The organism is Octadecabacter sp. R77987, assembly GCF_042466115.1.
Classification (GTDB): Bacteria; Pseudomonadota; Alphaproteobacteria; order Rhodobacterales; family Rhodobacteraceae; genus SW4.
This window is the reverse complement of the sequence record NZ_JAXHBQ010000001.1, coordinates 118,334-144,895: the sequence shown is the minus strand read 5'-3', so window position 1 is coordinate 144,895 and position 26,562 is coordinate 118,334. Positions and strand designations below refer to the sequence as shown.

28 protein-coding genes are annotated in these 26,562 nt (G+C 62.3%); 11 read left to right on the top strand and 17 right to left on the bottom strand.

All coding sequences use genetic code 11. From position 1 onward, the window contains the following. The first annotated feature begins 34 nt into the window (after window positions 1-34). The 3 genes from ccmI to SJY21_RS00695 are packed head-to-tail and all read left to right on the top strand — an operon-like array spanning window position 35 to window position 1,991. On the top strand, window positions 35-1,285 hold the full coding sequence (gene ccmI / locus SJY21_RS00705; RefSeq protein ID WP_377504754.1) for a c-type cytochrome biogenesis protein CcmI: 1,251 nt from the start codon (window positions 35-37) through the stop codon (window positions 1,283-1,285). Beyond that, entirely contained in the window at window positions 1,282-1,758 is a 477-nt protein-coding gene (gene ruvX / locus SJY21_RS00700) for a Holliday junction resolvase RuvX (RefSeq protein ID WP_377504751.1), read from the top strand. The genes ccmI and ruvX overlap by 4 nt, the downstream gene beginning before the upstream one ends. After that, complete coding sequence (locus SJY21_RS00695) at window positions 1,755-1,991, top strand: DUF1289 domain-containing protein (protein ID WP_377504748.1); 237 nt, start codon at window positions 1,755-1,757, stop codon at window positions 1,989-1,991. Before ruvX ends, SJY21_RS00695 begins: the two co-directional genes overlap by 4 nt. A gap of 43 nt (window positions 1,992-2,034) precedes the next feature. Here SJY21_RS00695 and SJY21_RS00690 read toward each other — a convergent pair whose 3' ends face one another. From SJY21_RS00690 to SJY21_RS00670, 5 genes are all read right to left on the bottom strand, one after another. Beyond that, window positions 2,035-2,775 carry a hypothetical protein gene (locus SJY21_RS00690; RefSeq protein ID WP_377504745.1) on the bottom strand — a complete coding sequence of 247 codons (741 nt, stop codon included), beginning with the start codon at window positions 2,773-2,775 and terminating at the stop codon, window positions 2,035-2,037. A gap of 1 nt (window position 2,776) precedes the next feature. Beyond that, a complete protein-coding gene (locus tag SJY21_RS00685) occupies window positions 2,777-3,595 on the bottom strand; it encodes a sulfite exporter TauE/SafE family protein (RefSeq protein ID WP_377504742.1) in 819 nt (272 codons plus the stop codon). After that, window positions 3,588-4,595, bottom strand: a complete 1,008-nt coding sequence (dusA, locus tag SJY21_RS00680; RefSeq protein WP_377513086.1) for a tRNA dihydrouridine(20/20a) synthase DusA — start codon at window positions 4,593-4,595, stop codon at window positions 3,588-3,590. Before dusA ends, SJY21_RS00685 begins: the two co-directional genes overlap by 8 nt. 74 nt (window positions 4,596-4,669) lie before the next feature. Next, window positions 4,670-5,758, bottom strand: a complete 1,089-nt coding sequence (locus SJY21_RS00675; protein WP_377504739.1) for a Gfo/Idh/MocA family protein — start codon at window positions 5,756-5,758, stop codon at window positions 4,670-4,672. 5 nt (window positions 5,759-5,763) lie between these two features. After that, window positions 5,764-6,480, bottom strand: coding sequence for a GntR family transcriptional regulator (locus SJY21_RS00670; RefSeq protein ID WP_377504736.1), 717 nt, complete (start codon window positions 6,478-6,480; stop codon window positions 5,764-5,766). A 101-nt stretch (window positions 6,481-6,581) separates the two neighbouring features. On the opposite strand from SJY21_RS00670, the gene SJY21_RS00665 reads away from it, so the two are divergent. The 6 genes from SJY21_RS00665 (at window position 6,582) to dctP (ending at window position 12,614) form a co-directional block, all read left to right on the top strand. Beyond that, entirely contained in the window at window positions 6,582-7,733 is a 1,152-nt protein-coding gene (locus tag SJY21_RS00665; protein ID WP_377504733.1) for an LLM class flavin-dependent oxidoreductase, read from the top strand. Next, entirely contained in the window at window positions 7,733-8,623 is an 891-nt protein-coding gene (locus SJY21_RS00660; RefSeq protein WP_377504730.1) for an aldo/keto reductase family oxidoreductase, read from the top strand. The genes SJY21_RS00665 and SJY21_RS00660 overlap by 1 nt, the downstream gene beginning before the upstream one ends. 24 nt (window positions 8,624-8,647) lie before the next feature. After that, window positions 8,648-9,133, top strand: coding sequence for a flavin reductase family protein (locus SJY21_RS00655; protein ID WP_377513084.1), 486 nt, complete (start codon window positions 8,648-8,650; stop codon window positions 9,131-9,133). A gap of 72 nt (window positions 9,134-9,205) precedes the next feature. Continuing rightward, entirely contained in the window at window positions 9,206-9,949 is a 744-nt protein-coding gene (locus SJY21_RS00650; RefSeq protein WP_377504727.1) for a TRAP transporter small permease, read from the top strand. Beyond that, window positions 9,949-11,520 (top strand): TRAP transporter large permease, encoded by a 1,572-nt coding sequence (locus SJY21_RS00645; protein WP_377504724.1) that lies wholly within the window; start codon window positions 9,949-9,951, stop codon window positions 11,518-11,520. Before SJY21_RS00650 ends, SJY21_RS00645 begins: the two co-directional genes overlap by 1 nt. A 29-nt stretch (window positions 11,521-11,549) precedes the next feature. Further along, window positions 11,550-12,614 (top strand): TRAP transporter substrate-binding protein DctP, encoded by a 1,065-nt coding sequence (dctP, locus tag SJY21_RS00640; RefSeq protein ID WP_377504721.1) that lies wholly within the window; start codon window positions 11,550-11,552, stop codon window positions 12,612-12,614. Window positions 12,615-12,671: 57 nt separating this feature from the next. Here the strand turns inward: dctP and SJY21_RS00635 are convergent, their stop codons facing one another. Continuing rightward, complete coding sequence (locus SJY21_RS00635; protein WP_377504718.1) at window positions 12,672-13,142, bottom strand: tetratricopeptide repeat protein; 471 nt, start codon at window positions 13,140-13,142, stop codon at window positions 12,672-12,674. Between SJY21_RS00635 and SJY21_RS00630 the strand changes: the two genes are divergently transcribed. Continuing rightward, window positions 13,134-14,438: a cytochrome-c peroxidase gene (locus tag SJY21_RS00630; RefSeq protein WP_377504716.1), complete on the top strand. Its 1,305-nt coding sequence runs from the start codon at window positions 13,134-13,136 to the stop codon at window positions 14,436-14,438. The genes SJY21_RS00635 and SJY21_RS00630 overlap by 9 nt on opposite strands. 27 nt (window positions 14,439-14,465) lie before the next feature. Here SJY21_RS00630 and SJY21_RS00625 read toward each other — a convergent pair whose 3' ends face one another. Both SJY21_RS00625 and SJY21_RS00620 read right to left on the bottom strand, forming a co-directional pair. After that, window positions 14,466-14,768, bottom strand: coding sequence for a hypothetical protein (locus SJY21_RS00625; RefSeq protein ID WP_377504714.1), 303 nt, complete (start codon window positions 14,766-14,768; stop codon window positions 14,466-14,468). A 72-nt stretch (window positions 14,769-14,840) separates the two neighbouring features. After that, the gene (locus SJY21_RS00620; protein WP_377504713.1) at window positions 14,841-15,485 is read right to left on the bottom strand and encodes a hypothetical protein; all 645 of its coding nucleotides are present in this window, start codon (window positions 15,483-15,485) and stop codon (window positions 14,841-14,843) included. A 45-nt stretch (window positions 15,486-15,530) separates the two neighbouring features. Between SJY21_RS00620 and SJY21_RS00615 the strand changes: the two genes are divergently transcribed. Further along, the gene (locus SJY21_RS00615; protein WP_377504710.1) at window positions 15,531-16,286 is read left to right on the top strand and encodes an endonuclease/exonuclease/phosphatase family protein; all 756 of its coding nucleotides are present in this window, start codon (window positions 15,531-15,533) and stop codon (window positions 16,284-16,286) included. Here the strand turns inward: SJY21_RS00615 and SJY21_RS00610 are convergent. The 9 genes from SJY21_RS00610 to SJY21_RS00570 all read right to left on the bottom strand — a co-directional run bounded on the left by SJY21_RS00610 (window position 16,231) and on the right by SJY21_RS00570 (window position 26,491). Further along, window positions 16,231-17,433 carry a glycerate kinase gene (locus tag SJY21_RS00610; RefSeq protein ID WP_377504707.1) on the bottom strand — a complete coding sequence of 401 codons (1,203 nt, stop codon included), beginning with the start codon at window positions 17,431-17,433 and terminating at the stop codon, window positions 16,231-16,233. The genes SJY21_RS00615 and SJY21_RS00610 overlap by 56 nt on opposite strands. Continuing rightward, entirely contained in the window at window positions 17,430-18,404 is a 975-nt protein-coding gene (locus SJY21_RS00605) for a hypothetical protein (RefSeq protein ID WP_377504704.1), read from the bottom strand. Before SJY21_RS00605 ends, SJY21_RS00610 begins: the two co-directional genes overlap by 4 nt. After that, window positions 18,397-19,590, bottom strand: a complete 1,194-nt coding sequence (locus tag SJY21_RS00600) for a hypothetical protein (RefSeq protein ID WP_377504701.1) — start codon at window positions 19,588-19,590, stop codon at window positions 18,397-18,399. Before SJY21_RS00600 ends, SJY21_RS00605 begins: the two co-directional genes overlap by 8 nt. Continuing rightward, window positions 19,587-20,522, bottom strand: a complete 936-nt coding sequence (locus SJY21_RS00595; RefSeq protein ID WP_377504698.1) for a hypothetical protein — start codon at window positions 20,520-20,522, stop codon at window positions 19,587-19,589. Before SJY21_RS00595 ends, SJY21_RS00600 begins: the two co-directional genes overlap by 4 nt. Window positions 20,523-20,613: 91 nt before the next feature. After that, the gene (locus SJY21_RS00590) at window positions 20,614-20,808 is read right to left on the bottom strand and encodes a formate dehydrogenase subunit delta (protein WP_377504695.1); all 195 of its coding nucleotides are present in this window, start codon (window positions 20,806-20,808) and stop codon (window positions 20,614-20,616) included. Between the two features lie 10 nt (window positions 20,809-20,818). Beyond that, window positions 20,819-21,637 (bottom strand): formate dehydrogenase accessory sulfurtransferase FdhD, encoded by an 819-nt coding sequence (gene fdhD, locus SJY21_RS00585; RefSeq protein WP_377504692.1) that lies wholly within the window; start codon window positions 21,635-21,637, stop codon window positions 20,819-20,821. Beyond that, complete coding sequence (gene fdhF / locus SJY21_RS00580) at window positions 21,634-24,516, bottom strand: formate dehydrogenase subunit alpha (protein ID WP_377504689.1); 2,883 nt, start codon at window positions 24,514-24,516, stop codon at window positions 21,634-21,636. Before fdhF ends, fdhD begins: the two co-directional genes overlap by 4 nt. Beyond that, window positions 24,513-26,024 (bottom strand): formate dehydrogenase beta subunit, encoded by a 1,512-nt coding sequence (locus SJY21_RS00575; RefSeq protein ID WP_377504687.1) that lies wholly within the window; start codon window positions 26,022-26,024, stop codon window positions 24,513-24,515. Before SJY21_RS00575 ends, fdhF begins: the two co-directional genes overlap by 4 nt. Continuing rightward, window positions 26,021-26,491: a formate dehydrogenase subunit gamma gene (locus tag SJY21_RS00570; protein ID WP_377504684.1), complete on the bottom strand. Its 471-nt coding sequence runs from the start codon at window positions 26,489-26,491 to the stop codon at window positions 26,021-26,023. Before SJY21_RS00570 ends, SJY21_RS00575 begins: the two co-directional genes overlap by 4 nt. Window positions 26,492-26,562 lie beyond the last annotated feature (71 nt).

Here is a 26,562-nt window from a genome sequence, read left to right as displayed (position 1 = left end):
ACAGGCTAGATGTCATCAAACGAACGAGGAAATAATGCTGTTCTGGGTTATCATATGCGTCATCGCGTTGCTGTCGGGCCTGGCGCTGGTCGCGCCCCTGTGGCGGGCGGCCCAAACCGGGGAATCGGGCCACGAGGATGTTGCGCTTTATCGTGCACAACTGGCCGAGGTTGAGCGCGATCTGGCGCGCGGTGTTCTGGCCGAGGACGAGGCCGCCCGCACCCGCACCGAAATCGCGCGCCGTTTGTTGGCCGCAGATCAGGCGGCGGGGGCTGTCATGGGCAACGCGTCATTGGGCCTCAGTCGGGGCGCGGGTGTCGCTGTGCTGGCCACGACCATCGCCCTTGCGGTCGGCATCTACATCGCGCTTGGCGCGTTCGACAGCACCGGCCCCTACCCCGATCTGTCACGCGCCGACCGGATCGCGGCAGGCAATGCGCTGCGCGCCAATCGCCTGTCCCAACCCGAGGCCGAGGCAGCCTATGGCACCGAAGGGGCCGTTCTGGCGGAAATCCCGCCCGAATATCTGGCGATGATCGAACAGTTGCGCGCCGTGGTGCCCCAGAACCCGGACGAATTGCAGGGCTGGGAACTGCTGGCCCTGCACGAGGCCCGTATCGGCAACTATGCCGCCGCCAGCCGCGCGCAAGAGCAGGTGCTGCGCCTCAAGGGGGATGCCGTCACCGTTGCGGACCGGATCGGCCTGCTTGACAGGTTGGTCACGGCGACCAATGGCTATGTCACGCCCGAAGCCGAACAGGTCATGCTGCAGGTGCTGGAAATTGACCCGCGCAACGTGCCCGCACGCTATTACGCAGGTCTGCTTTATGCGCAAACCGACCGCCCCGATCTGGCCTTGCGGCTGTGGCGCGGGGTGCTGGAATCGGGCGATCCGCAAGGGTTGTATGTGGCGCTGGCCAACGCGCAAATCGCCGATGTGGCCTTTGCTGCGGGCGAAGAATTCGACCCGGCCAGCATCACCCCGCGTGGCCCCGTGCCCGCCGCGCGCGGCCCGTCGGATGAAGACATCGCCGCCGCCGCCGACATGAGCAGTGAAGACCGCGCGCAAATGATCGCGGGCATGGTATCGCAATTGTCCGAGCGTCTGGCCAGCGAGGGCGGACCGGCAAGCGACTGGGCGCGCCTGATCACCGCCCTTGGGGTGCTGAATGAAACCGAACGCGCGCAGATGATCCTGGACGAGGCGCGCACGGCCTTTGCAGGGCAAGAGGCCGATCTGGCCCTGATCGAAGACGCCGCCGCGCAAGCGGGGCTTGGCGAATGATCCTTGAGGATGCCAAGGATTTTGCCACCCAACTGGGGGCGCATGGCGCTGTTACCGGCCTTGATCTGGGGACCGTGACGATCGGTGTGGCGGTGTCGGATGTGATGCGGTCGGTGGCCAGCCCGCTTGAAACCATCAAACGCAAGAAATTCACGCTTGATGCCAACCGTTTGCTTGAAATTACTACCGCGCGCGACATCCGCGGGATCGTGCTGGGCCTGCCGCGCAATATGGATGGTTCCGAAGGCCCACGCGCGCAAGCGACCCGCGCCTTTGCCCGCAATCTAGAACGGCTTACCCCCCTGCCGATCACATTCTGGGACGAACGCCTGTCCACGGTCGCCGCAGAACGCGCCCTGCTCGAGGCCGACACATCACGCAAGCGCCGCGCCGAAGTGATCGACAACATCGCCGCCGCCTATATCCTGCAAGGGATGCTGGACCGGCTGGCCCATATCAGGTCCGCATCATGAGCGACGATATCTGGAAACGCGCCGAAATCGACAGCCCCTGCATCAAGGTCTGCGTGATCCATCCGGCCACACGGCTGTGCACCGGCTGTTTGCGCAGCATCGACGAAATCGGTGCTTGGTCACGCCTGACACCCGAAGCGCGCAAGGCGGTGATGAACGATCTGCCATCACGCGCGCCACTGCTGCGCCAACGTCGCGGTGGACGTGCCGCACGTCTTAAGAACACACCGTAACACTCTCATCTTGCTTAAAATATCCCCGCCGGAGGCTCCGCCCCTAGCCACGCAGCCAATCGGCTGGATCGGTACAAAGCGGGCGAAAATAGGCCATCATCCGGCCCTCGGCTGGGGCTACATCGCCCGCTTGCCACGGCGCAATGCCATGCAGTAGATGACGATCCAGCAGCACGGATTGACCGGCCCGCAACGGCAGCGCCAAGGGCGCGCAATCGGCAAACACAGCTTTTCGCGCAGCGATATAGACCTCGGTCACATCCACATCGCGGGGATCGCGTGCGCCAATGACGTCAACAAAGGCCGCGCGCATCACCCGATGGCTGCCGGGCCAGACGGTTAGCGGGCAGGCCGCGCTGTCATTCAGGGCAATTCCAAGGATGAACGCATGGGGTTCGCGCGGGAAACGGCGCCCGTTTTCAAGCAATAGCCCGTCCACATGGGCTGCGCAGCGCTGCGTGCGATAGCGAAATCCCGCCGCGGCCTCTCTGTCCTGTTGCGGATATCCGGGATAGATCACCGAAAGCTGGGCGTGGTGCCAGTGATCGGGCGGATCAATCGCGCCCTGCCACGGCCCCTGCAACGGCACACCGTCAATGCTGCCATCAGGCGCATTGGGCAGCGCATCAACTCCGACAAACCAGGTATCGCCATGGCGCAGCCACTGGGCGCGCATCGCGGGATCGCGCGCGACCGCCATGCCCAGCCGATGGGCCGCTTGCGCCCAGGCAAGGGTGCGTGCTTCGGGCGCGAATGTTGCAAATCCTTTTGCGTCCAGCCCCACGTCAGAAACCGGACGCCTTGCGCAGCATGTTCAGCGCCACAAGGCAAAGAAACACACCAAACACGCGTTTCAGCGGTTTCGGGTCCATCCGGTGGGCGAGCGCCGCACCCATGGGGGCCGTGATCAGTGTCATCGCGATCACCAGTCCAAAGGCGATCAAGTTCACGGCACCAATGCTAAAGGGCGGTGCTACGGCCATATCGACAAACATGAACCCGATCACCGAAGGCAGCGCGATAATCACGCCAATGCCCGCCGCCGTGGCGACGGCGCGGTGGATCGGCACACCATAAAGCGTCATTACAGGCACCCCGAATGATCCGCCGCCAATGCCCATCAACACTGACAAAAACCCGATCACAGGGGAAACGACATAGCGCACGGGCCCCTGCGGCATCTGATCACCCAAACGCCAGTCGTTGCGCCCGAACACCATGTAAAGCCCGACAACAGTCGCCAAGCCGCCAAAGATCGCCTGCAAGACACCGGATCGCAATGCACTTGCCACCGCCACGCCGATCACAGCTCCGATGATGATGCCCGGTGCCCAGCCGCGCAGGATTGTCCAGTCAACCGCGCCCTTTTTGTGATGCGACAGGACCGAACGGGTCGAGGTCACGATGATTGTCGCCAAGGAGGTGGCCAGACACATCTGCATCAGCTGTGGGCTATCATAGCCCATCGCCGCGAACACGTAATAGAACGCAGGCACAAGAACGATACCGCCGCCCACGCCCAACAGGCCCGCAAGCAGCCCGGCAAAAGCGCCGATCGCCAGCAACATCGCGGCCATGGCCAACATCAGGTTCGGGTCAGACATTGCGGTCTCCTGCAAGGTGGGCCTGTGGCGCGATGGCATCAAGCGCGCGCAACACCACCTCGGTGCCCGCGCCGTCGTGATGGGCGCCCTCGGACAGGATGCGCCGCCATTGGCGTGCGCCGGGGCGGCCCGTGAACAGGCCCAACATGTGCCGCGTGATCTGGTGCAGGCGCCCGCCCGCGCCCAGATGCGCGTCGATATAGGGCAGCATGTCGTGCACGATTTCGGTGGCGCTGCGGGTGCTGCCCGTGCCGAAAATCACCGGATCAGCGGCCAGTAGAACAGACGCCGGATTGTGATAGGCCGCGCGCCCGATCATCACGCCATCAAGGCCCGCGTCCAGAAAGGCGCGCGCCTGTTCCAGCGTTTCAACCCCGCCATTGACCGAAATATGCAGCGCAGGAAACTGCCGTTTCATCGCATGCACCAGATCATAATCAAGCGGTGGAATATCGCGGTTTTCCTTGGGGGACAGCCCCTGCAGCCAGGCCTTGCGCGCATGGATCGCAAAGCGTGTAACGCCTGCCGCGGCCACGGTTTCGATAAACTGCGGCAGGATATCGGCGGGGTCTTGATCATCCACACCGATCCGGCACTTCACGGTGACATCGCGGGGTTGCGCGGCGATCATCGCCGCACAGCACTCGGCGACCAGTGAAGGGCGCTCCATCAACACCGCGCCAAAACAGCCCGATTGCACGCGGTCGCTAGGGCATCCGACATTGAGATTGATTTCGTCATAGCCGTGATCCGCGCCGATCCGTGCCGCCTGCGCCAGTTCCTGCGCGTCTGACCCGCCAAGCTGCAAGGCCACGGGATGTTCTGAAGGGTCATGTGTCAGCAGATGCACAGCCCCCCCGCGCACCAGCGCCGGGGCCGTGACCATTTCAGTGTATAACAACGCCTCGCGCGACATCAGCCGGTGAAAATACCGGCAATGGCGATCGGTCCAATCCATCATAGGGGCGATGGACAGCCGGGCGTGGTTGGCAAGGTTCATGGTCTGGTCATCGGTTGGCAAATGCGGCCCCGTCATAGGATGCGCGGGCGGGCTTGACCACCACAAACGCGCTCCTAAAGCGTCACCGCCTGCCCAGACGTTGCGCTTTGCTGTGCCGCCAGCCCCATCGCGACCGCCCAGGCGCCATCATCCAATGTCACCTCGACCGTTCCCTGCCCGCGCACAACCGCATTGAAGCGCTGGTGCTGATAGAACGTCGAGCCATTGTGATCGCCCGCTTGCAACAAGGCCGGATCGACCGGAATTTCCGCCACGAACGGCCCCTTGGGGCTGCGCGGGCTGACGATCAGTTGCGCCACAGGCGGCGCGCCCAGCTTGGGCGGCCAGAACCGCCCGGGGCCGGGCACGAATGCCTCGATCTTGCCGGTGGGGCCAACGGCGCTGATTTCTTCCTGATAGCGGCTGCCTTCGGCATACATGCACAGCTCCAGCATCGCGCGCGCGCCGCTGGCAAAATCGACAATCACATAGCCACTGTCCCAGATATCGGGCACGCGCCCGCCATAGCTTTCGTCCTTGTGGTTCAACACCTGCCCTGCACTGGCCATCACGCGCACCGGGTCGGATTTCAGAACAAACCGCATCAAATCAAAGAAGTGACAGCATTTTTCGACCAAAGTGCCGCCGGTGTTTTCGTTAAACCGGTTCCAGTCGCCAATCTTGGGCAGGAACGGAAAACGGTGTTCGCGGATCGACAGCATGCTGATCCCGCCGGTCGCGGATTCCGCTTGGTCTATCAGCGCGGCGACCGGCGGCATATAGCGGTATTCCATCGCCACCCATATGGGATGGGGATACTGCGCGCGCAGATCGTCAATCACGGCCACATCCGCCGGATCGGTATAAAGCGGCTTTTCACACAGGATCGGCAGCGGGCGCTGCGCCGCGATTTGGCGTAATTGCCCCACATGCAGGTTGTTGGGGCTGACGATGACAAGCGCATCAAGGTCCTTGTGCGCCAGCAATGCATCAAGACTGTCGGCCACATGCGCGTCACCTGCCAGGGTCGCGGCGGCCTGCGCCAAATCTGCAACCGGATCATAGACCACGGACACGCGCGCATCTGGCAAAAGCGCGATATTCTGGATGTGTTCGCGCGCCATCATGCCGCAACCGATGACGCCATAGTTTACATTTTTCAACTTTTTTAGCCCTTACCTAGGCGCGATACGTACCTCGCCTTTTCATAATCATACCAAGTGCGCGAATACTCGGCACGTTGGCCATTCTGATCCCAACTGACCCGTTCGATAAAACCAACAGGGGTTTCAGGCGCATGTTGGAACGCATCTTTTGCCCAATCAGGCACGGGTGCAACGCCCACGCGGTCCTCGACACGGCCCACGATCAACCCCAGATCGCGGCGATAGTAATGATACAACGATTCAGACAAGGCTGCGGCATCAAGGGTTTGGGCCCACGACCCGTCAAGCCATATTTCCTCGACCGCAATCTGGTCGGCGTCCAGAAAACGCTGCCGTCTGATTCTGTGGCCCTGCCGATCAGGGCCAAAGTCCGGCGCATCAGCAGGTTTCGCGCGCCGCTCGACGCCCAGCACACGCGCGGTTGGCAACCCGCCGCCCTTGACCTTTTCCAGCCGGAAGAATGCGTAAATCCCTTCGGGCGTGCGTTTGTTGCGCACATAGTTGCCCGACCCCTGCACACGTTCCAGCAGGCCTTTGCGTTCAAGATCCGCCAGTGATTTGCGCAATGTGCCGACGGATGTGCCAAGGCTGGCGGCCATATCCCGTTCGGGCGGAAGGCGCGCACCATCAACCAGTGCACCAGCGGCAATTTCGCGGATCAGCATCTCGGAAATCTGGACATATCGCGGCAAGGACGTGCGCGCGGCGGCGTTACTCATGCACGGCCCTCCTGCGCCCATGCGACAAATTGATACACCATTGATGCAATATGTCGCAGGTGCTAGCAAGGGCGAAACCACAGCGCCCAAGGGGGAGAATCATGACCGTCGTTCCTATCACATCACCCGATCTGGACGGCGCGGAAGTGTCATGGTTTTCAGCGCTTTGCGGCGATGACTATCGCTACATGGGCGTGCCCGAAGGGGCGCTGGCCCCCACATGGGAGCACTGCCGCGACATCGTTCTTGAATCCGAAAAGCAGGGGTTCACCAACATTTTGTGCCCCTCGTCCTATCAGGTTGGACAGGATGTGCTGACATTCGTGGCGGGCATGGCGCCGCTGACCGAACGGATCCAGATGCTGGCGGCGATCCGTTGCGGTGAATTGCACCCGATCATGCTGGCGCGCACGGTCGCGGCCCTTGATCATATGCTCAAGGGGCGGCTGACGCTGAACGTGATCTCGTCGGATTTTCCGGGCGAAAAGGCAGAAAGCGCGTTCCGCTACCAGCGCAGTCACGAGGTCGTGGAAATCCTGCGGCAGGCCTGGACCCGCGAGACGATTGATTTCGAGGGCGAACACTACAGCTTTTCCGGCGTCCCCACCGGCCCCGCGAAACCCTACCAGCAAAACGGCGGGCCGCTGCTTTATTTTGGTGGTTATTCCCCGCAGGCGCTGGAGTTGTGTGGGGCACAGTGCGACGTCTATCTGATGTGGCCCGAAACCAAGGACCAACTGGCCGAACGGATGAAGGCCGTGCACGCGCGCGCCGCCGCGCACGGCCGCACGCTGGATTACGGTCTGCGCGTGCATGTGGTCGTGCGCGACACCGAGGCCGAGGCCCGCGAATACGCCGAAAGCCTTGTGTCCAAACTTGACGATGAATACGGGCGGCTTGTGCGCGAACGCGCGCATGATGCCCATTCCCTTGGCGTGTCCCATCAGGCCCGCGCGCGGGAACTGGCCGACCAGTTCGGCTATGTGGAGCGGCATTTGTGGACAGGGATCGGGCGCGCGCGTTCGGGCTGTGGTGCCGCGATCGTCGGCTCGGCCGATCAGGTGCTGAGCGAGCTGGAAGAATACCGCAAGATGGGCATTCGCGCCTTTATCCTGTCGGGCTATCCCCATATCGACGAGGCGCAGCATTTCGGCCGGCTTGTTCTGCCCGAACTGACCAATATTTCCCTGCCAGAGGCCTATGGCCGCCTGCCCGCCCAAACACCAAACACCCCCCTGTCCGGAGCCCTGTGATGCAACGTGTGACCCTGCAACCCGGCCTGTCAATGTCGCGGATCGTCTATGGCATGTGGCGTCTGGGGGATGATTCCGACACCGCGCCAAAACACGTTCAGACCAAGATCGAAGCCTGCCTTGCCCAAGGCATCACGACGATGGATCAGGCCGATATTTACGGCGGTTACATGGCCGAGGAAATCATGGGTGCGGCGCTGAAAGCGGCCCCTGCCCTGAAGGACCAGATCGAGGTCGTGACCAAATGCGATATCGTGGCACCTGCGGGGCGTTACGCGGATGCGCCGTGCAAGTATTATGACACCAGCCGCGCGCATATTCTGGCGTCGGTCGATCATTCACTGCGGCTGATGGATGTGGACAAGATCGACGTGCTGTTGATTTACCGCCCCGATCCGATGATGGATCACCACGAAACAGGTGCCGCGCTGGACGAAGTTGTCGCCAGCGGCAAGGTGCGCGCCGTGGGCGTGTCAAACTTCAAGCTGCACGACTGGACGCTGCTGCAATCGGCGATGAAGGCGCGCCTCGTGACCAACCAGATCGAGTTGAGCCTTGCGGCCCATCAGGGTTTCACCAATGGCGATGTGACCTATCTGCAAGAACGCGGCGTGCCCATCATGGCGTGGTCGCCGCTGGGGGGTGGTGCGCTGATGAATGCCACCGGTGATCTCAAGGCGGCGCTGGCCGATGTGGCGGCGGCGAATGGCGTTGATGCGGCGGCGGTCGCCGTGGCCTGGCTGCTGGCGCATCCGGCAAATATCGCACCCGTGATGGGAACGAATAATATCAGCCGGATCAGTGCATTGTCGGACGCTCTTAAGGTAAAAATGGATCGCGCCACGTGGTTTTCCCTTTACACGGCCGCCCTTGGCCACGAGGTTCCCTAGATGGATGGAGGGAGCATGGCTGCCATGAACGGTTTCGCGCCACAGGATGACCCACGCGGGTATCGTGACGCGCTGGGGGCGTTCGCCACCGGTGTCACCGTGGTGACGACGCAGAGCGCGGATGGCCCCGTCGGGATCACCGCCAACAGCTTTGCCTCGGTGTCGCTCGACCCGCCTTTGGTGCTGTGGTCACCGGCCAAGTCCAGCAAAAGGTTTGATTATTTCGCAACTGCGCCGCATTTCGCGATCCATGTCCTTGATGGCCACCAGCGCGCGATTTGCGATGGATTCACCCGTGACAAATCCGCCTTTGACGGGCTGGACTGGTCCACGGACAACAACAACACCCCGCTGATTGACGGCTGCCTCGCGCGCTTTGAATGCACGCTTGAGGCATCCCATGATGCAGGTGATCATGTGATCCTGATCGGGCGCGTGCACAGGGCCGCTTTTCGCGGCGGCTTGCCGCTCTTGTTTCAGGCGGGACGGTTTGTCAGCATCAAGGGCTGACATGAAAGACAAGGCACAAGACCTTGCTTTCAAAATAAAAAGGCCGATTGGCCAACAAAGGGAGGAGACGATATGCCAGTCATTCTGGCCTCTATCGGATTGGCGGCGATTTATGCCGTCCTGTTCGTCATTGGCGGCAACGAAGACCTGCGCGACCCGCTGTTCGGCGTCGATGGGCTGTTGCTGATCCATCTGGCTATGGCGGTTTTCGCCGCCCTTCTGCTGATCCGCCCCAAGGCCAGCATCGCCGCACATGCCACGCTCAACACCGCCATTCATCGCGCGGGTCAGGGCATCGCTGTGGCAGCCCTTGCGGTGATGGTCGCGCTGATCCTCGTGCAGGTGTTCTTTCGCTATGTGCTGGACGATGCCCCCAACTGGACCGAGGAAGCCGCCCGTTTCGGCATGCTTTGGATGGTGGGGTTGATGGCCCCCCTTGCCTTCCGGCGCGGCGGTTTCGTGGCCATCGACATGCTGGAACGAGCGGTTTCGCCACGGCTTTCGGCCTTGCTGACACTGGTTCTGATGGCCATTTCGCTGTGGGTGCTGCTGATCTGTTTTGATCGCGGCTGGAACAACCATGTGGACAGCCTGTCGGGGCGCGGCGCCTCGGCGTCATTGCGGATCCCGCTGGACTGGATCGGCGGCGAGCGGATCAAGTTCCGCAACAACTGGCAATATGCCAGCCTGCTGGTGGGCGTTGTTCTGATGATCGTTGTCAGCGTTGAACTGATCCTGCGCCAGATCATGGTTGTGCTGGGCAAGGGTGACAGTATTCCGCCCATTGCGCCTGCAGAATTCGCGGGGGCCGACTGATGTTGTTGTGGTTCCTGCCCCTGTTCCTGATCCTGATCATGATCGGCCTGCCGGTGGTCTTTGCGCTGCTGGCCTCGCCCTTTGCTCTGGTGATGCTGGAGGGCGATCAGCGCAATGTTGTCGCCGGTCTTTATCGCAATCTTTACAACGGGATGGACAGCTTTCCGCTAATGGCCCTGCCGTTCTTCATGCTGGCGGGCGAAATCATGAACCGGGGCGGGATCACCACCCGGCTGGTGGAATTTTCCCAAGCCTTCATGGGGCATCTGCGCGGCGGGCTGGCGCATGTGAACATCCTGTCGTCGATCCTGTTTGCGGGGCTGTCGGGGTCGGCGGTTGCCGATACCTCGGCGCTGGGGTCCACGCTTATTCCGGCAATGGAAAAGAACGGCTATACCCGCAAATTCGCCGCGGCAATCACCGCCGCCAGTTCGGTCATTGGCCCGATCATTCCGCCCAGCGGCATCATGATCATCTATGCCTATGTGATGGGCGAAAGCGTGGCGGCGCTGTTTCTGGCCGGAATCGTGCCGGGTATCATGGTCGGACTGGGCTTGATGGTCATGGTGCGGGTGCTGGCCGACAAATACGACCTGCCCAAGGCCGAACGTATCGTGCAGCGCGACCAAAGCATCAGTGCAGTGGAATACTGGGTCAGTTTCGCGCTGATCCGCCTCAATATCGCCGGTCTGCTCATGGCGATCTATGCGGGGCTGTCCACACGCATCGGGCTGGCGGTTCTGGATGAAAACGGCGACCGCGTGCACAGCGTCAACCTGTGGATCGTGTTCGTCGTTACAACCCTGATCGCCCATGCGCTGATGATGTATTATCGCGGGCAGGTGTCGGATGATTTCCGCATGGTCTGCAAAAAGGCCGTGGCGCCGCTGCAAACGCCGATCATCATTCTGGGCGGCATTCTGGTGGGGGTTTTCACCCCGACCGAGGCAAGCGCCGTGGCTGTCGCCTATGCGCTGATCGTCAGCTTTTTCGTGCTGCGTTCGATGAAATTGCGTGATCTGTCGGGCATCCTGACGCGCAGCGCGCTGGCCACGTCGGCGGTGCTGTTGCTGGTGGGGGCGGCGGTAGCCTTCAAGACCGTGGTCAGCCTGTCCTATGCGCCGCAAATCCTGTCGGACGCCATTCTGGGCCTGTCGGAAAACCCGCTGATCCTGTTGTTTTTGATCAATATTTTGCTGTTCATCGTCGGCATGTTTCTGGATGCCGGCCCAGCGATCATCATCCTTGGACCAATCCTGGGGCCGATCTTTGTCGATCTGGGCGTGCATCCGGTGCATTTCGCGATCATCATGTCGGTCAACCTGACTGTGGGGTTGGCGACACCGCCGATGGGGCTGGTGTTATTCGTGGCCAGCACCGTGTCGGGCGAAAAGGTGGAAACCATCGCCCGCGCGATCCTGCCGTTTCTTGCGGTCGAAGTGCTGGTGATCTTCCTGATCACCTATGTCCCCGAAATTTCCATGACCGTGCCTTACCTCACGGGCTTTCTGGGCTGCGGAGAGGATATCGGCTTTCAGGCCTGTATCAATCCCGCGCCCCCAACCAACTAAGAACCATAGCATAAAGGGAGGAACCAAAAATGCTGAAACACCTGACCAAAGCTGCCGCGCTGGCCGCCTTTGCCTTTGGCGGCACCGCCGCTTGGGCCGAGGCGCATACGGAATTTACCATCCGTGCCACCGCCAACAGCAACGAAAACGACGAAGACTATGACGGTCTGATCGTGTTCAAGGACTACGTCGAGGCCGCATCGAACGGGCGGATCGCCGTGGAACTGTTCATCGGCACGCAGCTGTGTTCAACCGGTGCGGAATGCCTTGAAGGTGTCGCCGAAGGGTCCATCGACGTCTACATTTCCACATCCGGCGGGGCCGCTGGCATCTTCCCTTATGTGCAGGTGCTTGATCTGCCCTATCTGATGGCGGACGACCGCGTGGCCGAGGCCGTGTTGCAGGGCGATTTCGTGCGCACGATGCGCGACATGGCGCTGGAAACATCGGACGGCGCGATCCGTCTGATGACCATCGGCAACACGGGCGGGTGGCGCAACTTTGCCAACACCCAGCGCCGCGTGCAGACGCCGACAGACATGGAAGGCCTGAAAATCCGCACGGTTGTGGCCGACCTGCCGCAGGAACTGGTGCGCGCACTGGGTGCATCGCCGACGCCGATCCCGTGGCCCGAACTGTTCACATCGTTCCAGACGGGCGTTGTTGAAGGGTCCAAGAACGGCATCACCGACATCATGGGCATGAAATTCCCTGATGCGGGTCTGCAATATGTCACGCTGGACGGGCACGCCTACATGGGTGCGCTCTGGTGGATGAGCAACGAAAATTTCATGGCGATGCCAGAAGACCTGCGCCGTGTCGTGGTTGACGGTTTTGCCCAGTTGCAACAGGCGACATTTGCCGCGCCCAAGCGCAACTCGATCCAGGCTTACGCCGATTTCGTTGCCGGTGGTGGTGATCTTTACGTGCCAACACCCGAGGAAAAGGCGCTTTTCGCCGAAGCCGCAGCACCCGTGCAGGACTGGTTCCGCGACAACGTCGACGGTGGCAACGAGATCCTTGACGCGCTGTTGGCCGCCGTAAGCGAGGTCGAAGCCGACCTTTCCGCGGGCTATGAAAGCGATCTGAACTAGGCGATCCAAGACCGCCGAAACTGGGCCGCCCCATGCGGGCGGCCCTTTTCATGACACCTAACGGAACGGATACATCCAGACGCGGTAATCATCGACCAGTGTTTCTGCCAGTGCACGCTCGGATGCTGTCAGTTTCGGCGTGATGCTTTCCAGACTGTCGGGCGCATCCACGTCACCGCCGATTGCCGAAAGTGCATACCACATATAGGCTCGGACCAAGTCAGGCGCGGGCAATCCGCGCCCCGTTTCATAATACCACCCGATCCCGGATTGAGCGCCCGCATGCCCTTTCAACGATGCCCTGAGATACCACTCGAACGCGCGAGTATCGTCGCGTTCAACCCCAAGGCCAAGGGCATACATCACCCCGATCAGTTCTTCGGCGTCGGCATTCCCGGAACGGGCATAGGGCAAAAAGGCCACGCGGGCTTCTTGGAAACGCCCTTCTTCCATCAGGTCGCGCGCATGTTCCATATCAGCCAGCGCAGGCGTCGCGGCCAACAGAAATATCGCCAGAAATTGTTTCATCGCACCCTCGCCGGACTGTTGTGTGTCTGGGCTACGGCCAGTGCCGCCGATCCCGTTTCCCTGTCAGACTACGTGCAGGCGGACGTGGCGCAAGCCCGCATTGGGCAATTGCTGTTTTATGACAAGATCCTGAGCGGCAATCGCAATATCGCCTGCGGCACCTGCCATCATCACGATCTGGGCGGCGCTGACGGGCTTTCGCTTGGGATTGGCGAAGGCGGGCAAGGCATCGGGGCTGAACGCACCGCGGGCACGGGCGGCGATGCCATCCGCAAGCGTATCCCGCGCAATGCCCCCGCGCTGTGGAACCTGGGCCATGTGTCTGTGACAACCCTGTTTCATGATGGACGGCTTTCGGTATCCGACATCTATGGCAACGGCTACGATTCCCCGGCCGAGGAATGGTTGCCACAGGGGCTTGATACGGTGCTGGCCGCCCAGGCGTTGTTTCCGCTTGTCGCGCAGTTTGAAATGGCCGGAAATCCGTCAGAAAACGAGATCGCGGGTGCTGTGCACGACCGCATAGATGCGGCCTGGCCGATCCTTGCGCAGCGGGTGCGCACGATACCCGCATATGGCGAGATGTTCGTGGATGCCTTTGACCACATTGATGACCCCTCGCAGGTGACGATTGTGGACATCGGCAATGCCATCGGCGCGTTCATCGCGCTGGAATGGCAAAGTTTCGACAGCCCCTATGACGCCCTGTTGCTTGATGGAACGCCCCTGCCTGACGATGCGGAACGCGGGCGCGTGTTGTTCTTTGGCGATGCGGGATGCAGCGCCTGTCACAGTGGGCCGCTGTTCACCGATCAGGATTTTCACGCGGTCGGTTTGCCCGCGTTTGGCCCCGGGCGCACACGGCGGTTTGATCCGATGCCGCGCGATGTTGGGCGGATGGGCGAGACGGACCTGCTTGAGGATGCCTATCGCTTTCGCACACCGTCCTTGCGCAATGTCGCCCTGACCGCGCCTTATGGCCACAACGGCGCCTACCCGACCCTTGATCTGATGGTCCGGCATATGGCCGATCCGGTCGCGATGTCCGCGATCTGGACGCCGCAAATGGCCGCCCTGCCCGATGTGCCTTGGCTGGCGGGCGGGGATCTTGCGATCCGCAGCGATATCCGCGAAATGGCGCGTCAGGCGGCGGCGCTGGATGTGACGCCTGTGATCCTGCGTGACAGCGAGGTTGCCGATCTTGTGGCATTTCTGGGTGCCTTGACCGGGAAAACCGCCCTGACCCGCCCCATGGGTCGCCCCGACGCCGTGCCCAGCGGCCTGCCCGTCGACTAGCGCGGGCCGCGCTGCCGAACGGTGGCCCTATTTCACCTGCGACAGGGATGCATTCAGCGCCGCACCGCCATAACCGGCCTGCGCATCCGCGACCATGCGTTGTGACACGGCGTTGACGTTTGTGGCACCGGTGCCGCTGTTGCCGCCAATCAGTCCCTGCACAAGCGCCTGCGCATCGGCCCCGCTGATCCGGTTTGCGGGTGGTGGTGGCGCGCTGGTTTCGCCGTCATGCACGGCCATCTGCGTGCCCGCACTGGTATCTTGGGGGGGCTGCACGGGGCGTGTGGGCGCGCTGGCCTGATGGCCCACGCCCGGAGGAATCGTCAGCATTCTGCTTGTCCTTATGGTTTGTTGCGCCACCAATCTGACGGCAAAACCTTACCAAAATCCCAACAGCCGCGCCTATTTACGCTTGCGCAGTTTGCGATACAGCCGTCCGTTCAACCCGACAAACTGGTCAATCAGCGCGCCAAGCCCGCCAAACTGCCGCCCCTTGAGGTAAAAGAACCCTGCCAAAGCCCCAAGGGCCGCGCCCAATGTGTCGATCATCAGGTCATACATCGTATCCAGCAGGCCCGACTTCTGCATATTCAGCCCGAAAACCTGATCCATTGAAAACTCGAAAATCTCCCACAGGGCGCCAATCGCAATCGCCACACAAAACGACAGGAACGCAATCGCGACCGGTGGGGCCGCGTATCTGTCACCTGCGAAAAGGGTAAAGATAAACAGGAAGCCCAAGAGGCCAAACCCCATCGCACTGCCGAAGTGCAAGGCGATGTCCCACCAGAAATAACGCTCGTAGAAATCGAACACCTCGCCCAAAAAAAGCGTGGCAAAGATGAAGAACACGATGGCGACGATGAAACTGGCAGGCAGTTCAACACCGATCCAATGCGCGAAACGACGCGGCACATAGGTCAGGACAAGCGTGGCAAGCGCGATGAAAACCATCGACCAACGCCCCTCGTAAACGCCGCCCGCCATGGCGAGGATCAGAACGCCCTGAAGCAGGCGAACGATGCGCGGGTCACGCGTTTGCGGCATGGGTGTCCTCTACAATTGTGTGGCGCTTACCACTATATAGGGGGCATGGAGCCCGAGTTTCAAACCGCCTTGCGTATTGCCAGCTATAATATCCGCGCCGGACTGGGTACGGATTTGCGCCGCGATCCCGCGCGCACCCTGCGCGCAATCGCCGCCCTGAAGGCCGATATTGTCACCCTGCAAGAGGCCGATTTTCGCATGGGCGCGCGCCCCTCTGCCCTGCCCCGTGATCTTTTGCGTGACATGACCGGGCTTGTGCCTGTAGCGGGCGATGACCGCTCGCTGGGCTGGCACGGGATCGCGCTGCTGGTGCGACCCGACATTGTCGCGCAAGATGTGCACCGGCTTGACCTGCCAAGCGCAGAACCGCGCGGCGCGGTTGTTGTTGATCTGCTTAGCGCGCTGGGGCCGATCCGTGTTGTCGGGGTGCATCTGGGGTTGCTGCGCCGCTCGCGCCGCCGCCAGCTTGATTATGTCCGCGATTTCATTGGCGGGCTTGCACCGATGCCAACGGTCATTGCCGGTGATTTCAACGAAAGGTCCACCCGCGTGGGCTTGGGCCGGATTGCGCAGGATTTTACAATCCTGCCCGCGGCGCGCACTTTTCCATCAACGCTGCCGCTCTTGCCGCTGGACCGGATCGCGCATTGCGACCAGTTACAGGTCCGCATGGAGCCGGTGCCAAAGATGCCCGCGCCCCATCCGTCAGATCATCGCCCGATTGTGGCAGCGGTTACGGCGCGCCCTATGGCCGGATCAAGACGCCCAGATCCGCCACATTCGTCCCCGTTGCCCCGGTGATCAGCAAATCACCCGCCTGTTCCAGCGCGGCGTAGCTGTCGTTGTTGGCAAGCAACGCTGCCACATTATCAATCCGCCCCAGCGTCCCGCTATCAACCAGCCCGCCTGCCGCATCCGTTGGCCCGTCGCGCCCGTCGGTGCCCCCCTGAAGGCAGACCCATCCCGCGGTCCAGCCGCGCGCGCGGGCTTCAAGCGCGATACGCAGCGCCAGTTCCTGATTGCGCCCGCCACGCCCCGTGCCGCGCAGGTGCACTGTGGTTTCACCACCCCAAAGGGTGATGCCGGGGGCTGCGGCGTCACAGATCACGCGGGCGGCGGCAGCGACATCCCCCTCGATGGGGTCGGCGATGACATGGGCGTCAGGGACAAGGGCGGCCATCGCACGCAGGCTGATCGGGTTCGCGCCAATCAGATGGTTGTCGGCTCTGGGGATATCCGTGGCGGTGTCCACGCCGCTTAGGTGGTCGCGCACCGACCTAGGGCATTTCTCCCAGATATCAAAGCTTTGCAAGATGTTGCACGCTTGCGCCTTGGTCCCCAGTGGTGCGGCAGTCGGCCCCGAAGCCACAGCGCGCAAATCGTCGCCCATAACGTCCGACAGGATCAGCGCCGTTACCGATGCGGGGGCCGCGATACGCAAGAGCCCCCCACCCTTGAGGCGTGAAAGCTGCTGGCGCACGAGGTTCATCTGCATGATGTCCGCGCCGGACGCCAGCAACAGGTTGTTCATCGCCGCCTTATCCGCCAGTGACACGCCCTGCACCGGCGCAGGCAATAGCGCGGACCCGCCGCCTGACACAAGCACCAACACGTGATCACCGGCGCCGACCCCTTCAAGTGCCGCAATCACCATGTCAGCCGCCCGCGCGCCGCGTTCGTCAGGCACAGGGTGGCCTGCCGCCATGACCTGCGCGCCTGCCAGCGGCGCGGCGTTTTCGTCGTTTGTCACGATCAGGCAGGGCACGTTGGGGCAAGCCGCCATCGCCGCCTGCGCCATCCCGCGCGCGGCCTTGCCGACCGCGATGATCAGGGTCGCGGGAACGGGCGATTGCACCAGCGCACGGGTTGTTGCGGCGACCGGATCGGCAGCCGCCACACCTGCGTCAAACAGGGCGCGTGCCTGCGCGCGGCGCGTTGCAATTGTCACAAGATCACCTCGGATAATGGTCGCCGTGCACGTGGCGGGGCCGCGCCGCCTGCCCGTCCGAAACGGATCGCCTGAACCAGCCGCCGGTCCGCGCCGATCCCGAAGCGTGCGCAGGTATCGGCCCGTGTCGTCGGATCGTCGCTGATCGCGGCCATCGGCCAGCCTGCCATGCCAAGGCTTGCCGCCTCAAGACACATGCGCAGATAGGCGCGCCCGCTTTCAATCGGGCTTTCGCCAGCGGGGCGGTGAAACAGCGCAATCAGGGCGGCGCTTTTGGTCGCTTCGGCCTCGGCTGTCAGGGTTTTGGTGCGCCCCAGCAGGTGCAGCAACGGCCAAAGCGGGCCAAGGGCCAGACCGGCCCCGCGCCCTTCGGCCGGTGTCATGCGCAGGGCGGCCAAGCTCATCCCGTCGTGTGGCGCGCGCGGGTGATCGGGGCGCAGGCGCATCCAGCTGCGCAGCTCGCGGCGAAACGGGCGTGACTGCATGATTTTCAGGCTGGCGCGGTCGTTGATATCGGCCAGAAACGCGCGGCCCTGCTCGTCCGTGACCAAGACCGCATCGGGGCGGGTCCAGCCAAAGAGCGCCACAGGGGTGTCATCAAACAAGCCGCGCCAGGTAAAGCGGCGTTCAAGCTGGGAATGCAAGCCGTCCTCGGCCCCCTTGCCCGTCAAATCAATCCGCGCGATCAGGCGCAAGTGATCGGCCCCGTCATGGCCCAGATGCCAGAGGTCTTTCACATCAGCGCCGATCCCGTTGGCCGACAGGGCCAGCACCGCCGCCTCGATTGCAGCACCGCAGGACAGCGCGGCACCTCGCCCGTCCGGATCAGCGTGGGGCAGGATCAGGCGCGTGTCACAATAAACATCGACGCCCGTGTCCGTGATCATCCAGCGGGTCGGCTGGGTGTTATGGACCGAGGGCGCAAGGCTCGCGCGGGTCACGACCTGATCAATGACTGCCGCGCTAAGCATCCGCTTGCCCCATCAACCACGCCATGCGTTGCAGGGCCGCCAGTTCCAGTTCGGTGCGCGGGGCGGCGGTAATGCTGGGCAAGGACAGCGCAAGCAGGCGCAGAGGCGCATCCCCGACCAGCAGAAAATGGCTCGCACCGAACCGCGCAAAAAGATGGGCGATATGTTCGGCCTCAGCGCCTGCATGATCGCCGTCCATGCGGCGCAAGACAGGGGTGCGGGTAAAAATGCGCGCCAGCACGCGGGCATCCAGATCGTCATGTGCACCGATGTCAATAAAGGCAGCCCCCTGCACCAGCGGGTGTGCCGCCAACCCACGCAGGAAATCAGCCGATGTCGCCCCCTCGCCCTGCGCCATATGGCGTAGCAAGGTCTGGCTTTGCAGGTCGCTGTGCAGGCTGCGGGTATCGACAAAAATCATCGCCAGCAACATGGTCGCGCCGATAATCGCCAGCGTCAGAAGCGCACCCTGCCAGCCCATTCCGGCGGCAAAGGCGATGGCGACCGCCGCGCAGCCCGCGCCCAGCAATGCCGCACCAAAGCCCAGCAATGGCGCGCCGTGGCCGGTTTGCGCGCGCGCAAGGCTGATCGCCAGCCAGCACAGAAACAGCACCGCAAGGGGCGAGACCTGTGCCGGTTGCCCCAGATAATCTATCAGAAAATCCGTGGCCCCCAATGGCACCAGCAACAAAAGCGACAGCGCCAGCCGGTCAACGGCGCGGTTTTCCGGCGCGTTCAGGGTTGTGCGATCACGGGTCAACACCAGCCAGCCGCCGATGGCAAACCCGATCAGTTGAAACACCAGCAGGCCCGCAAGGCGGGCCGGATCAATGTTGTCGCCCACCCAAAAGGCCAGCACGGCAAACAGCGCCGTGCCCACGCCGATGATCAGTTTGGCCCATGGCGGGGCATGGCGGCGCAGCAATCCTTCGGTCAACAGCAGCACCGCAAGGGGCACCAATGCGGCCCCCAAAAGCACGAAAAAGCGGAATGCGTCGATGCCCGTCAGGATGATCAGGGCGCGGCCCGCAAAGATCAGCATCAAGACCCGCAGCACGAACAGGAACCGGCGGTTCAACGGATCAAAGGGCGCGCGGGCGCGCAGCACATTATAAAGCAAGGCGATCCCGCCAAGGGCTGCAAGCGACAGATAGACCTGCCCGATCATGGGGGCGGCCGGGGTCATGACCGGCCCCGCAAGATACCGTAATCCTGCCGACTGTCGGACCAATAAATCAATGGCAAAACAAGGCGTTGCAAGGCGACAAGCGCACCCGCACCCAGCAGGCGGAACCGCGCAGCGCGGGGCACTTCGCGCGCCAGAAAGCGGCGCATGGCGCTTGTGTCCATCCGGCCCAATTGCAGCACATCATCGCCGCGCGTGTAGTCCAGCTGGTCGGCGCAAAAGGTATTGAACCTGTCATCGCGGTGTTTGGGGGCTGTGTCCCATGTCTTTTGCAGGTCATCGGAACCGCCCGTGTAGGCGCGTTCGATCACAAAGCGGGATTCATCAAATGCCGCCTCCTCGCCCACGCCAAAGACGGGGCGATGCGCGGCCATGATCGCGCGGGCCAGCAGCAGATGTTGCAAGGGGCAACGCCCGCCATCAGGGCGCGGCCAGACATCGGAAAAGACGGTGCTGACCATGCCTACCACCGCAGGCACCTGCGTGACGTTGGAAACCCAGAGCGGGCGCATCTGGTTGCGCAGAAAGATCAGAAAACAGGTGAGGCCATAAAGCACCCAGCCCAGCCCTTCCTGGCGCGCGTCCGGGTCGATCATCACAAGGCCAAGGTGCAGCACTTCGCGGGCGCGCGGACGGGTCTGGACCTGCATGATGGCAAGGGCGTTAAAGGCAATCGGCGTGCCGTCCGGACCGTAAACGACTGTAATAATGACATCTTTCATGACGTCGGCATCGCCGGAAAACACACCGTAGGTCAGCGCCCCCTTCAGTGTTCGCCCCGCCACTCGCCGTAGATCGGCGCTAAGCGTGGCCAGCGCCTGCGCCTCCATCCACGCGCCGGGGCGTTCAAGAATACGCACGTTGCGCGCGCCTACCCGCAGGGTCACGTCCATATAGCGCCGCGCGGCGGTTTTGAGCAGGGGTCGGAGCAATCTGGCCTCGTGTCAGCGTTCGGCGAACGGTAGGGCGCGCGCGGGCTGCTTACAAGGCGTGACGGGGTCGCAACGCGGGTTTCAACCCGGTCTAGGCCGTGGCCCGCAGTTTTTGCGCAGCGTCCAGCGCCAGCGGGGAAAGCCCCACGCCCCCCGCGTCCAGATGGGCATAAAGCTGGTCCAGCATCCGCGGCTCCCAGAATTCGCGCAGGTGATCGGCCACGCGGCCCGCCTTGTCCGCATCAGGCTGAGTGGCGAAAAAGCTGGCGATTTGATTGGCCATCATGGTCATTTTTTCAGGCGACATGGGGTGTGGCTCCGGTCTTGATTCGGGCAGAATGGGTAAAGATTTCAAAGGCTTCATCACGGGCAAGGGCGGCGATGGTGATCCCTGCGGTTTGCGCGGTGCGCACGGCCAACGCGGTGGGTGCAGACACCGCAATCACCACGGGCGCGCCAGCCACGGCGCATTTCTGCACCATTTCCACGGACACGCGACTGGTCAGCGCAATCGCGCCATCCGCGCCGCTGATACCTGCACGGGCCAGCGCGCCAATCACCTTGTCCAGCGCATTGTGGCGGCCCACGTCCTCGCGTGCCACAACAATCCCCTGCCCCGCGATATAGAACCCGGCCGCGTGGACAGCGCGTGTCTGATCGTGCAGGGGCTGGGCGGCACGCAGGGCGGCCATGGCGGCGGGAATATCATCGGCCGCCAAGGTCAGATTACTGGACACCACAGGCACATCGCGCAACGCCTGATCCAGTGAATCGATGCCGCACAACCCGCAGCCCACCGGCCCCGCCATGAACCGGCGACGCGCGGCCAAAGCATCGGCGCGATCATCTGACAGCCACATCTGCGCCTCAAGCCCCTGACCGTGCTGGACAATTTCAAACCGTTCGATCTGGGCCAGATCGGTGATGATCCCCTCGGACAGGCTAAAGCCCACGGCGAAATCATGCAGATCGTCGGGCGTGGCCATCATCACGGCCTGCGTGCTGCCATTGTAAACCAGCGCCACCGGCACTTCTTCGGGCAGCGCGCGCGTCACCGCCTGTTCGCGGCCCTTGCGGATCGCGACACCGGCAACGCTATGCGCGCCCTTTGTCATTCGGCAGCGGGCAGGATGCGGCGCGATTTTTCGGCCTGCGCGCTGTAATCTTCCTGCCAGTCGGTTGGGCCGTTGGATTTGCCAACCTGCACCGCCGTGACCTTGTATTCAGGGCAGTTTGTCGCCCAGTCACTGTAATCGGTAGTGATCACATTGGCCTGCGTGTCGGGGTGGTGGAAGGTCGTGTAAACCACGCCGGGTGACACGCGGTCGGTGATCGTCGCCCGCAGGCTGGTATCGCCGGAACGCGATGCCAGTTTCACCCAATCGCCATCATTCACGCCACGCACTTCGGCGTCGTGCGGGTGGATTTCCAGCACATCCTCGGCGTGCCAGACCACGTTATCGGTGCGGCGCGTTTGCGCGCCCACATTATACTGCGACAGGATCCGCCCGGTGGTCAGCAACAGCGGGAAACGCGCGCCGGTGCGTTCTTCGGTGGCGATATATTCAGTGATGATGAACTGCCCCTTGCCACGTGCAAATCCGTCGATGTGCATGATCGGCGCACCGTCGGGATTGGCGTCGTTGCAAGGCCACTGCACCGATCCGCGCTCTTCCAGTAACTCATAGGAAACATTGGCAAAACTTGGGGTCGTTGCGGCGATTTCATCCATCACCTGGCTGGGGTGCGTATAGGTCCAGCCCGCGCCCATGGCATTGGCCAGCAGCATCGTCACTTCCCAATCCGCATAGCCGTTTTTCGGGGCCATCACACGGCGCACACGGTTGATGCGGCGTTCGGCGTTGGTGAACGTGCCGTCCTTTTCAAGGAAGGTCGAGCCGGGCAAAAACACATGCGCATAGTTGGCGGTTTCGTTTAGGAACAGGTCGTGGACGATCACGCATTCCATCGCTTCAAGGCCCGCCTTGACGTGCTTGGTATCGGGGTCGGATTGCAAGATATCCTCGCCCTGCACATAAAGGCCTTTGAAGGTGCCATCGACGGCGGCATCGAGCATATTGGGGATGCGCAAGCCGGGTTTGGCGTCCAGTTCGACGCCCCACAGTTTTTCAAACACCGCGCGGGTGGCATCATCGCTGACATGCCGATAACCGGGCAATTCGTGCGGGAAAGACCCCATATCGCAAGCACCCTGCACGTTGTTTTGCCCGCGCAAGGGGTTCACGCCCACGCCGGGACGGCCCAGATTGCCGGTCATCATCGCAAGGTTGGCGATGGCCATGACGGTGGTGGACCCTTGCGAGTGTTCAGTCACGCCAAGTCCATAGTAGATCGCGCCGTTGCCGCCCTTGGCGAACAGACGGGCCGCATTGCGCAATTCGTCCGCGTCAACGCCTGTCAGCATCGCGGTCGCTTCGGGGGAATGGCGCGGGTCGCTGACAAATTCGGCGTATTCGGCAAATTCGTTCCAATCACAGCGGTCACGGATGAACCCTTCATCCATCAAGCCTTCGGTGACAATCACATGGGCGATGCTGGTCAGCACGGCCACATTGGTGCCCGGACGCAGGGGCAAATGATGGCTTGCCGCCACATGCGGCGTTTTCACCAGATCAATCCGGCGCGGATCAATGACGATCAGTTTCGCACCCGCCCGCAGACGCTTTTTCAAGCGGCTGGCAAAGACGGGGTGGCCATCGGTGGGGTTCGCGCCAATGACAATCACGACATCAGTATGTTCAACGGAATCAAAGTCTTGGGTGCCCGCCGATGTGCCGAACGTGGTCTTCAACCCGTAACCCGTTGGCGAATGGCAGACCCGCGCGCAGGTGTCGGTGTTGTTGTTGCCAAAGGTCGCGCGGATCATCTTTTGCACAAGATAGGTTTCTTCGTTGGTGCAGCGGCTGGAAGTGATCCCGCCAATCGCCTGCTGGCCATGTTTGGCCTGAAGATCGCGCAGCTTCTTGGCGGTGAAACCAATCGCTTCCTCCCAGGACACTTCGCGCCAGGGATCGGTGATCTTGTCACGGATCATCGGCGCGGTGATGCGGTCGGCGTGATTGGCATAGCCATAGGCAAAGCGGCCCTTGACGCAGGAATGGCCGCGGTTCGCCTTGCCGTTCTTATAGGGCACCATGCGCACCAGTTCGTCGCCGTTGAGTTCCGCCTTGAACGAACAGCCCACGCCGCAATAGGCGCAGGTCGTGATGACGGACCGTTCGGGCGTGCCGAGTTCAATGACGGATTTTTCCTGCAAGGTCGCTGTTGGGCAGGCCTGCACGCAAGCGCCACAGGATACGCAATCGGACGCCAGAAAATCGTCCGATGCGGTGCCGGCAGCCACGCGGGAATTGAAACCCATGCCTTCGATCGTCAGCGCAAAGGTGCCTTGCACCTCCTCGCAGGCGCGCACGCAACGGCTACAGACGATACACTTGGACGGATCATAGGTGAAATAGGGGTTGCTATCATCCTTGGGGATGAATTGCGGATTGGCATCGCCGCCGGTGTTGCGCGCCTCGAAATGGTTGGCCACGGCCTCGTAGCGAACATCGCGCAGGCCCACCATGCCGGCCATATCCTGCAATTCGCAGTCACCATTGGCCGCACAGGTCAGGCAATCCAGCGGGTGATCGGAAATATACAATTCCATCACGCCTTTGCGGATCTTTTTGACCTTGGAAGATTGGGTTTTGACAATCATGCCCTCGGCCACAGGGGTCGTGCAGGACGCGGGCGTGCCGCGCCGTCCCTCGATTTCCACCACGCAAAGGCGGCACGACCCGAAGGCTTCGACGCTTTCGGTCGCGCAAAGCTTGGGCACGGCAATTCCGGCCTCGGCCGATGCGCGCATCACACTCGTACCCTCGGGAACCGTGACATCATAGCCATCAATCGTCAGCGTGACCGTTTTTGTGGAGCGAGACGCGGGCGTGCCCATGTCCATGTCGGTCGGGATGATGAAATCTTTCATTCCGCAGCCTCCTTCTTGGTGGCGAAATCGTCGGGGAAATGCCGCAGCGCGGACATCACGGGAAACGGGGTGAACCCGCCCAGCGCGCAAAGGCTCCCGTCACGCATTGTATCACAAAGATCGGTCAAAATCTCGACAGCTGCCGTGTCACCGCGCCCGATCCGGTCAATCGTTTCGACACCGCGCACTGCACCGATCCGGCAGGGGGTGCATTTGCCGCAGGATTCAACGGCGCAGAATTCCATCGCAAAGCGCGCCATGCCCAGCATATCGGCGCTGTCGTCAAAAACGACCACACCCGCGTGGCCAATCAAGCCGCCCTGCCCGTCAAATTCCTCGTAACCGAAAGGCGTGTCGAACTTTTCGCGCGGGAAATAAGCGCCCAGTGGCCCGCCGACCTGCACCGCCTTGACGGGGCGGCCCGTGGCGGTGCCACCGGCGATATCGTCAACCAGTTCGCCCAGCGGCATGCCAAAGGCGGCCTCGAACAGCCCGCCCTGCGCCACGTTTCCGGCGATCTGGATCGGGATCGTCCCGCGCGAGCGGCCAAGGCCGAAATCCTGATAATGCTGCGCGCCTTTTTCCATGATCACCGGCACTGTGGCCAGCGAAATCACGTTGTTGACCACGGTCGGCTTGCCCAGAAACCCTTCCAGGGCGGGCAGCGGCGGTTTGGCGCGCACCACACCGCGTTTCCCTTCAAGCGAGTTCAGCAGCGAGGTTTCCTCGCCACAGACATAGGCACCTGCGCCCACGCGGATTTCCATGTCAAAGGCGTAATCGCTACCCAGAACAGCCGCGCCCAGAACCCCGCTTTCACGCGCAATAACAACAGCTTGTTGCATGATATTAATGGCATCTGGGTATTCGCTGCGCAGATATACATAGCCCTTGGTCGCGCCCACAGCGATCCCTGCAATTGCCATGCCTTCGATCAAGGTAAAGGGGTCGCCTTCCATGATCATGCGGTCGGCAAAGGTGCCGCTGTCGCCTTCGTCAGCGTTGCAGACGATGTATTTCTGATCGGCCTGTGCACCGGCCACGGTGTTCCATTTTATACCCGTCGGGAAGCCCGCGCCGCCACGGCCGCGCAGGCCGCTGTCGGTCACTTCGGCAACGATATCCGCACCCGTCATGCCAATGGCACGTTGCAGGCCCACCAGCCCGCCGTGCGCGCGGTAGTCGTCCAGATCAAGCGGGTCGATCACACCGCAACGCGCGAACGTCAGACGGGTTTGCTTTGCAAAGAACGGGATGTCGGTGACTTTGCCATGCCCCTTCAGTTTGCCATCCAGCAGCGCGGGCACATCAGCAACCGTGACGGGGCCAAAGGCCTGACGGTCCTCGCCCACTTCAACCAGCGGTTCCAGCCAGATCATGCCGCGCGTGCCGGTGCGCACCATCTCCACATCCAGACCGCGCTTCGCTGCCTGTTCCACAATCGCATCGGCAACCGCGTCAGCGCCCAACGCCTTGGCCGCGCTATCAAGGGGGACGTAAATCTTCATGCGCCTGCCTCCGCAAGTAGTTCATCCATTTTCGCGCCGTCCACACGGCCCACCACGCGGTCATCGACCATCGCCGCCGGCCCACAGGCGCACAGGCCAAGGCAATAGACCGGCTCCACGGTCACTGCGCCATTGGCGGTGGTCCCGTGCCATTGCACGCCCAGTTTCGCCAGTGTCGCATCAGCCAGCCCGTTTGCCCCCATCGCCTGACAAGCCTCGGCGCGGCAGATCTTGACGATATGGCGGCCCGCAGGGGCATCGCGGAAATCGTGATAGAACGTCACAACGCCATGCACCTCGGCCTTCGAGATATTGAGATGCGCGGCGATGATCGGCTGCACGTCTTCGGGGATAAAGCCCAGTTCGGCCTGCACCGCGTGCAGGATCGGCAGCAGCGGCCCTTCCAGCCCGTCATGGGCGGCCAGAATGCGGGCCATTGTGTCTTTGGTGGCTTGGCTGGCGGACATATGTGACTCCCTTGCGTGCGCCCGCGTGGTATCGCGCGAGTCACACCAGTAATCAATATCGCAATTTCGTT

What these genes read in the sequence shown, in the direction of transcription:
- fdhD (WP_377504692.1), bottom strand. Translation starts at nt 21,637, where the DNA reads ATGACAAAGGGCGCGCATAGCGTTGCCGGTGTCGCGATCCGCAAGGGC.
- SJY21_RS00620 (WP_377504713.1), bottom strand. Translation starts at nt 15,485, where the DNA reads ATGCCGCAAACGCGTGACCCGCGCATCGTTCGCCTGCTTCAGGGCGTT.
- SJY21_RS00655 (WP_377513084.1), top strand. Translation starts at nt 8,648, where the DNA reads ATGAACGGTTTCGCGCCACAGGATGACCCACGCGGGTATCGTGACGCG.
- SJY21_RS00660 (WP_377504730.1), top strand. Translation starts at nt 7,733, where the DNA reads ATGCAACGTGTGACCCTGCAACCCGGCCTGTCAATGTCGCGGATCGTC.
- SJY21_RS00695 (WP_377504748.1), top strand. Translation starts at nt 1,755, where the DNA reads ATGAGCGACGATATCTGGAAACGCGCCGAAATCGACAGCCCCTGCATC.
- SJY21_RS00645 (WP_377504724.1), top strand. Translation starts at nt 9,949, where the DNA reads ATGTTGTTGTGGTTCCTGCCCCTGTTCCTGATCCTGATCATGATCGGC.
- SJY21_RS00625 (WP_377504714.1), bottom strand. Translation starts at nt 14,768, where the DNA reads ATGCTGACGATTCCTCCGGGCGTGGGCCATCAGGCCAGCGCGCCCACA.
- SJY21_RS00570 (WP_377504684.1), bottom strand. Translation starts at nt 26,491, where the DNA reads ATGTCCGCCAGCCAAGCCACCAAAGACACAATGGCCCGCATTCTGGCC.
- ccmI (WP_377504754.1), top strand. Translation starts at nt 35, where the DNA reads ATGCTGTTCTGGGTTATCATATGCGTCATCGCGTTGCTGTCGGGCCTG.
- dusA (WP_377513086.1), bottom strand. Translation starts at nt 4,595, where the DNA reads ATGAACCTTGCCAACCACGCCCGGCTGTCCATCGCCCCTATGATGGAT.
- SJY21_RS00665 (WP_377504733.1), top strand. Translation starts at nt 6,582, where the DNA reads ATGACCGTCGTTCCTATCACATCACCCGATCTGGACGGCGCGGAAGTG.
- SJY21_RS00590 (WP_377504695.1), bottom strand. Translation starts at nt 20,808, where the DNA reads ATGATGGCCAATCAAATCGCCAGCTTTTTCGCCACTCAGCCTGATGCG.
- fdhF (WP_377504689.1), bottom strand. Translation starts at nt 24,516, where the DNA reads ATGAAAGATTTCATCATCCCGACCGACATGGACATGGGCACGCCCGCG.
- SJY21_RS00600 (WP_377504701.1), bottom strand. Translation starts at nt 19,590, where the DNA reads ATGACCCCGGCCGCCCCCATGATCGGGCAGGTCTATCTGTCGCTTGCA.
- dctP (WP_377504721.1), top strand. Translation starts at nt 11,550, where the DNA reads ATGCTGAAACACCTGACCAAAGCTGCCGCGCTGGCCGCCTTTGCCTTT.
- ruvX (WP_377504751.1), top strand. Translation starts at nt 1,282, where the DNA reads ATGATCCTTGAGGATGCCAAGGATTTTGCCACCCAACTGGGGGCGCAT.
- SJY21_RS00635 (WP_377504718.1), bottom strand. Translation starts at nt 13,142, where the DNA reads ATGAAACAATTTCTGGCGATATTTCTGTTGGCCGCGACGCCTGCGCTG.
- SJY21_RS00605 (WP_377504704.1), bottom strand. Translation starts at nt 18,404, where the DNA reads ATGCTTAGCGCGGCAGTCATTGATCAGGTCGTGACCCGCGCGAGCCTT.
- SJY21_RS00615 (WP_377504710.1), top strand. Translation starts at nt 15,531, where the DNA reads ATGGAGCCCGAGTTTCAAACCGCCTTGCGTATTGCCAGCTATAATATC.
- SJY21_RS00650 (WP_377504727.1), top strand. Translation starts at nt 9,206, where the DNA reads ATGCCAGTCATTCTGGCCTCTATCGGATTGGCGGCGATTTATGCCGTC.
- SJY21_RS00575 (WP_377504687.1), bottom strand. Translation starts at nt 26,024, where the DNA reads ATGAAGATTTACGTCCCCCTTGATAGCGCGGCCAAGGCGTTGGGCGCT.
- SJY21_RS00670 (WP_377504736.1), bottom strand. Translation starts at nt 6,480, where the DNA reads ATGAGTAACGCCGCCGCGCGCACGTCCTTGCCGCGATATGTCCAGATT.
- SJY21_RS00685 (WP_377504742.1), bottom strand. Translation starts at nt 3,595, where the DNA reads ATGTCTGACCCGAACCTGATGTTGGCCATGGCCGCGATGTTGCTGGCG.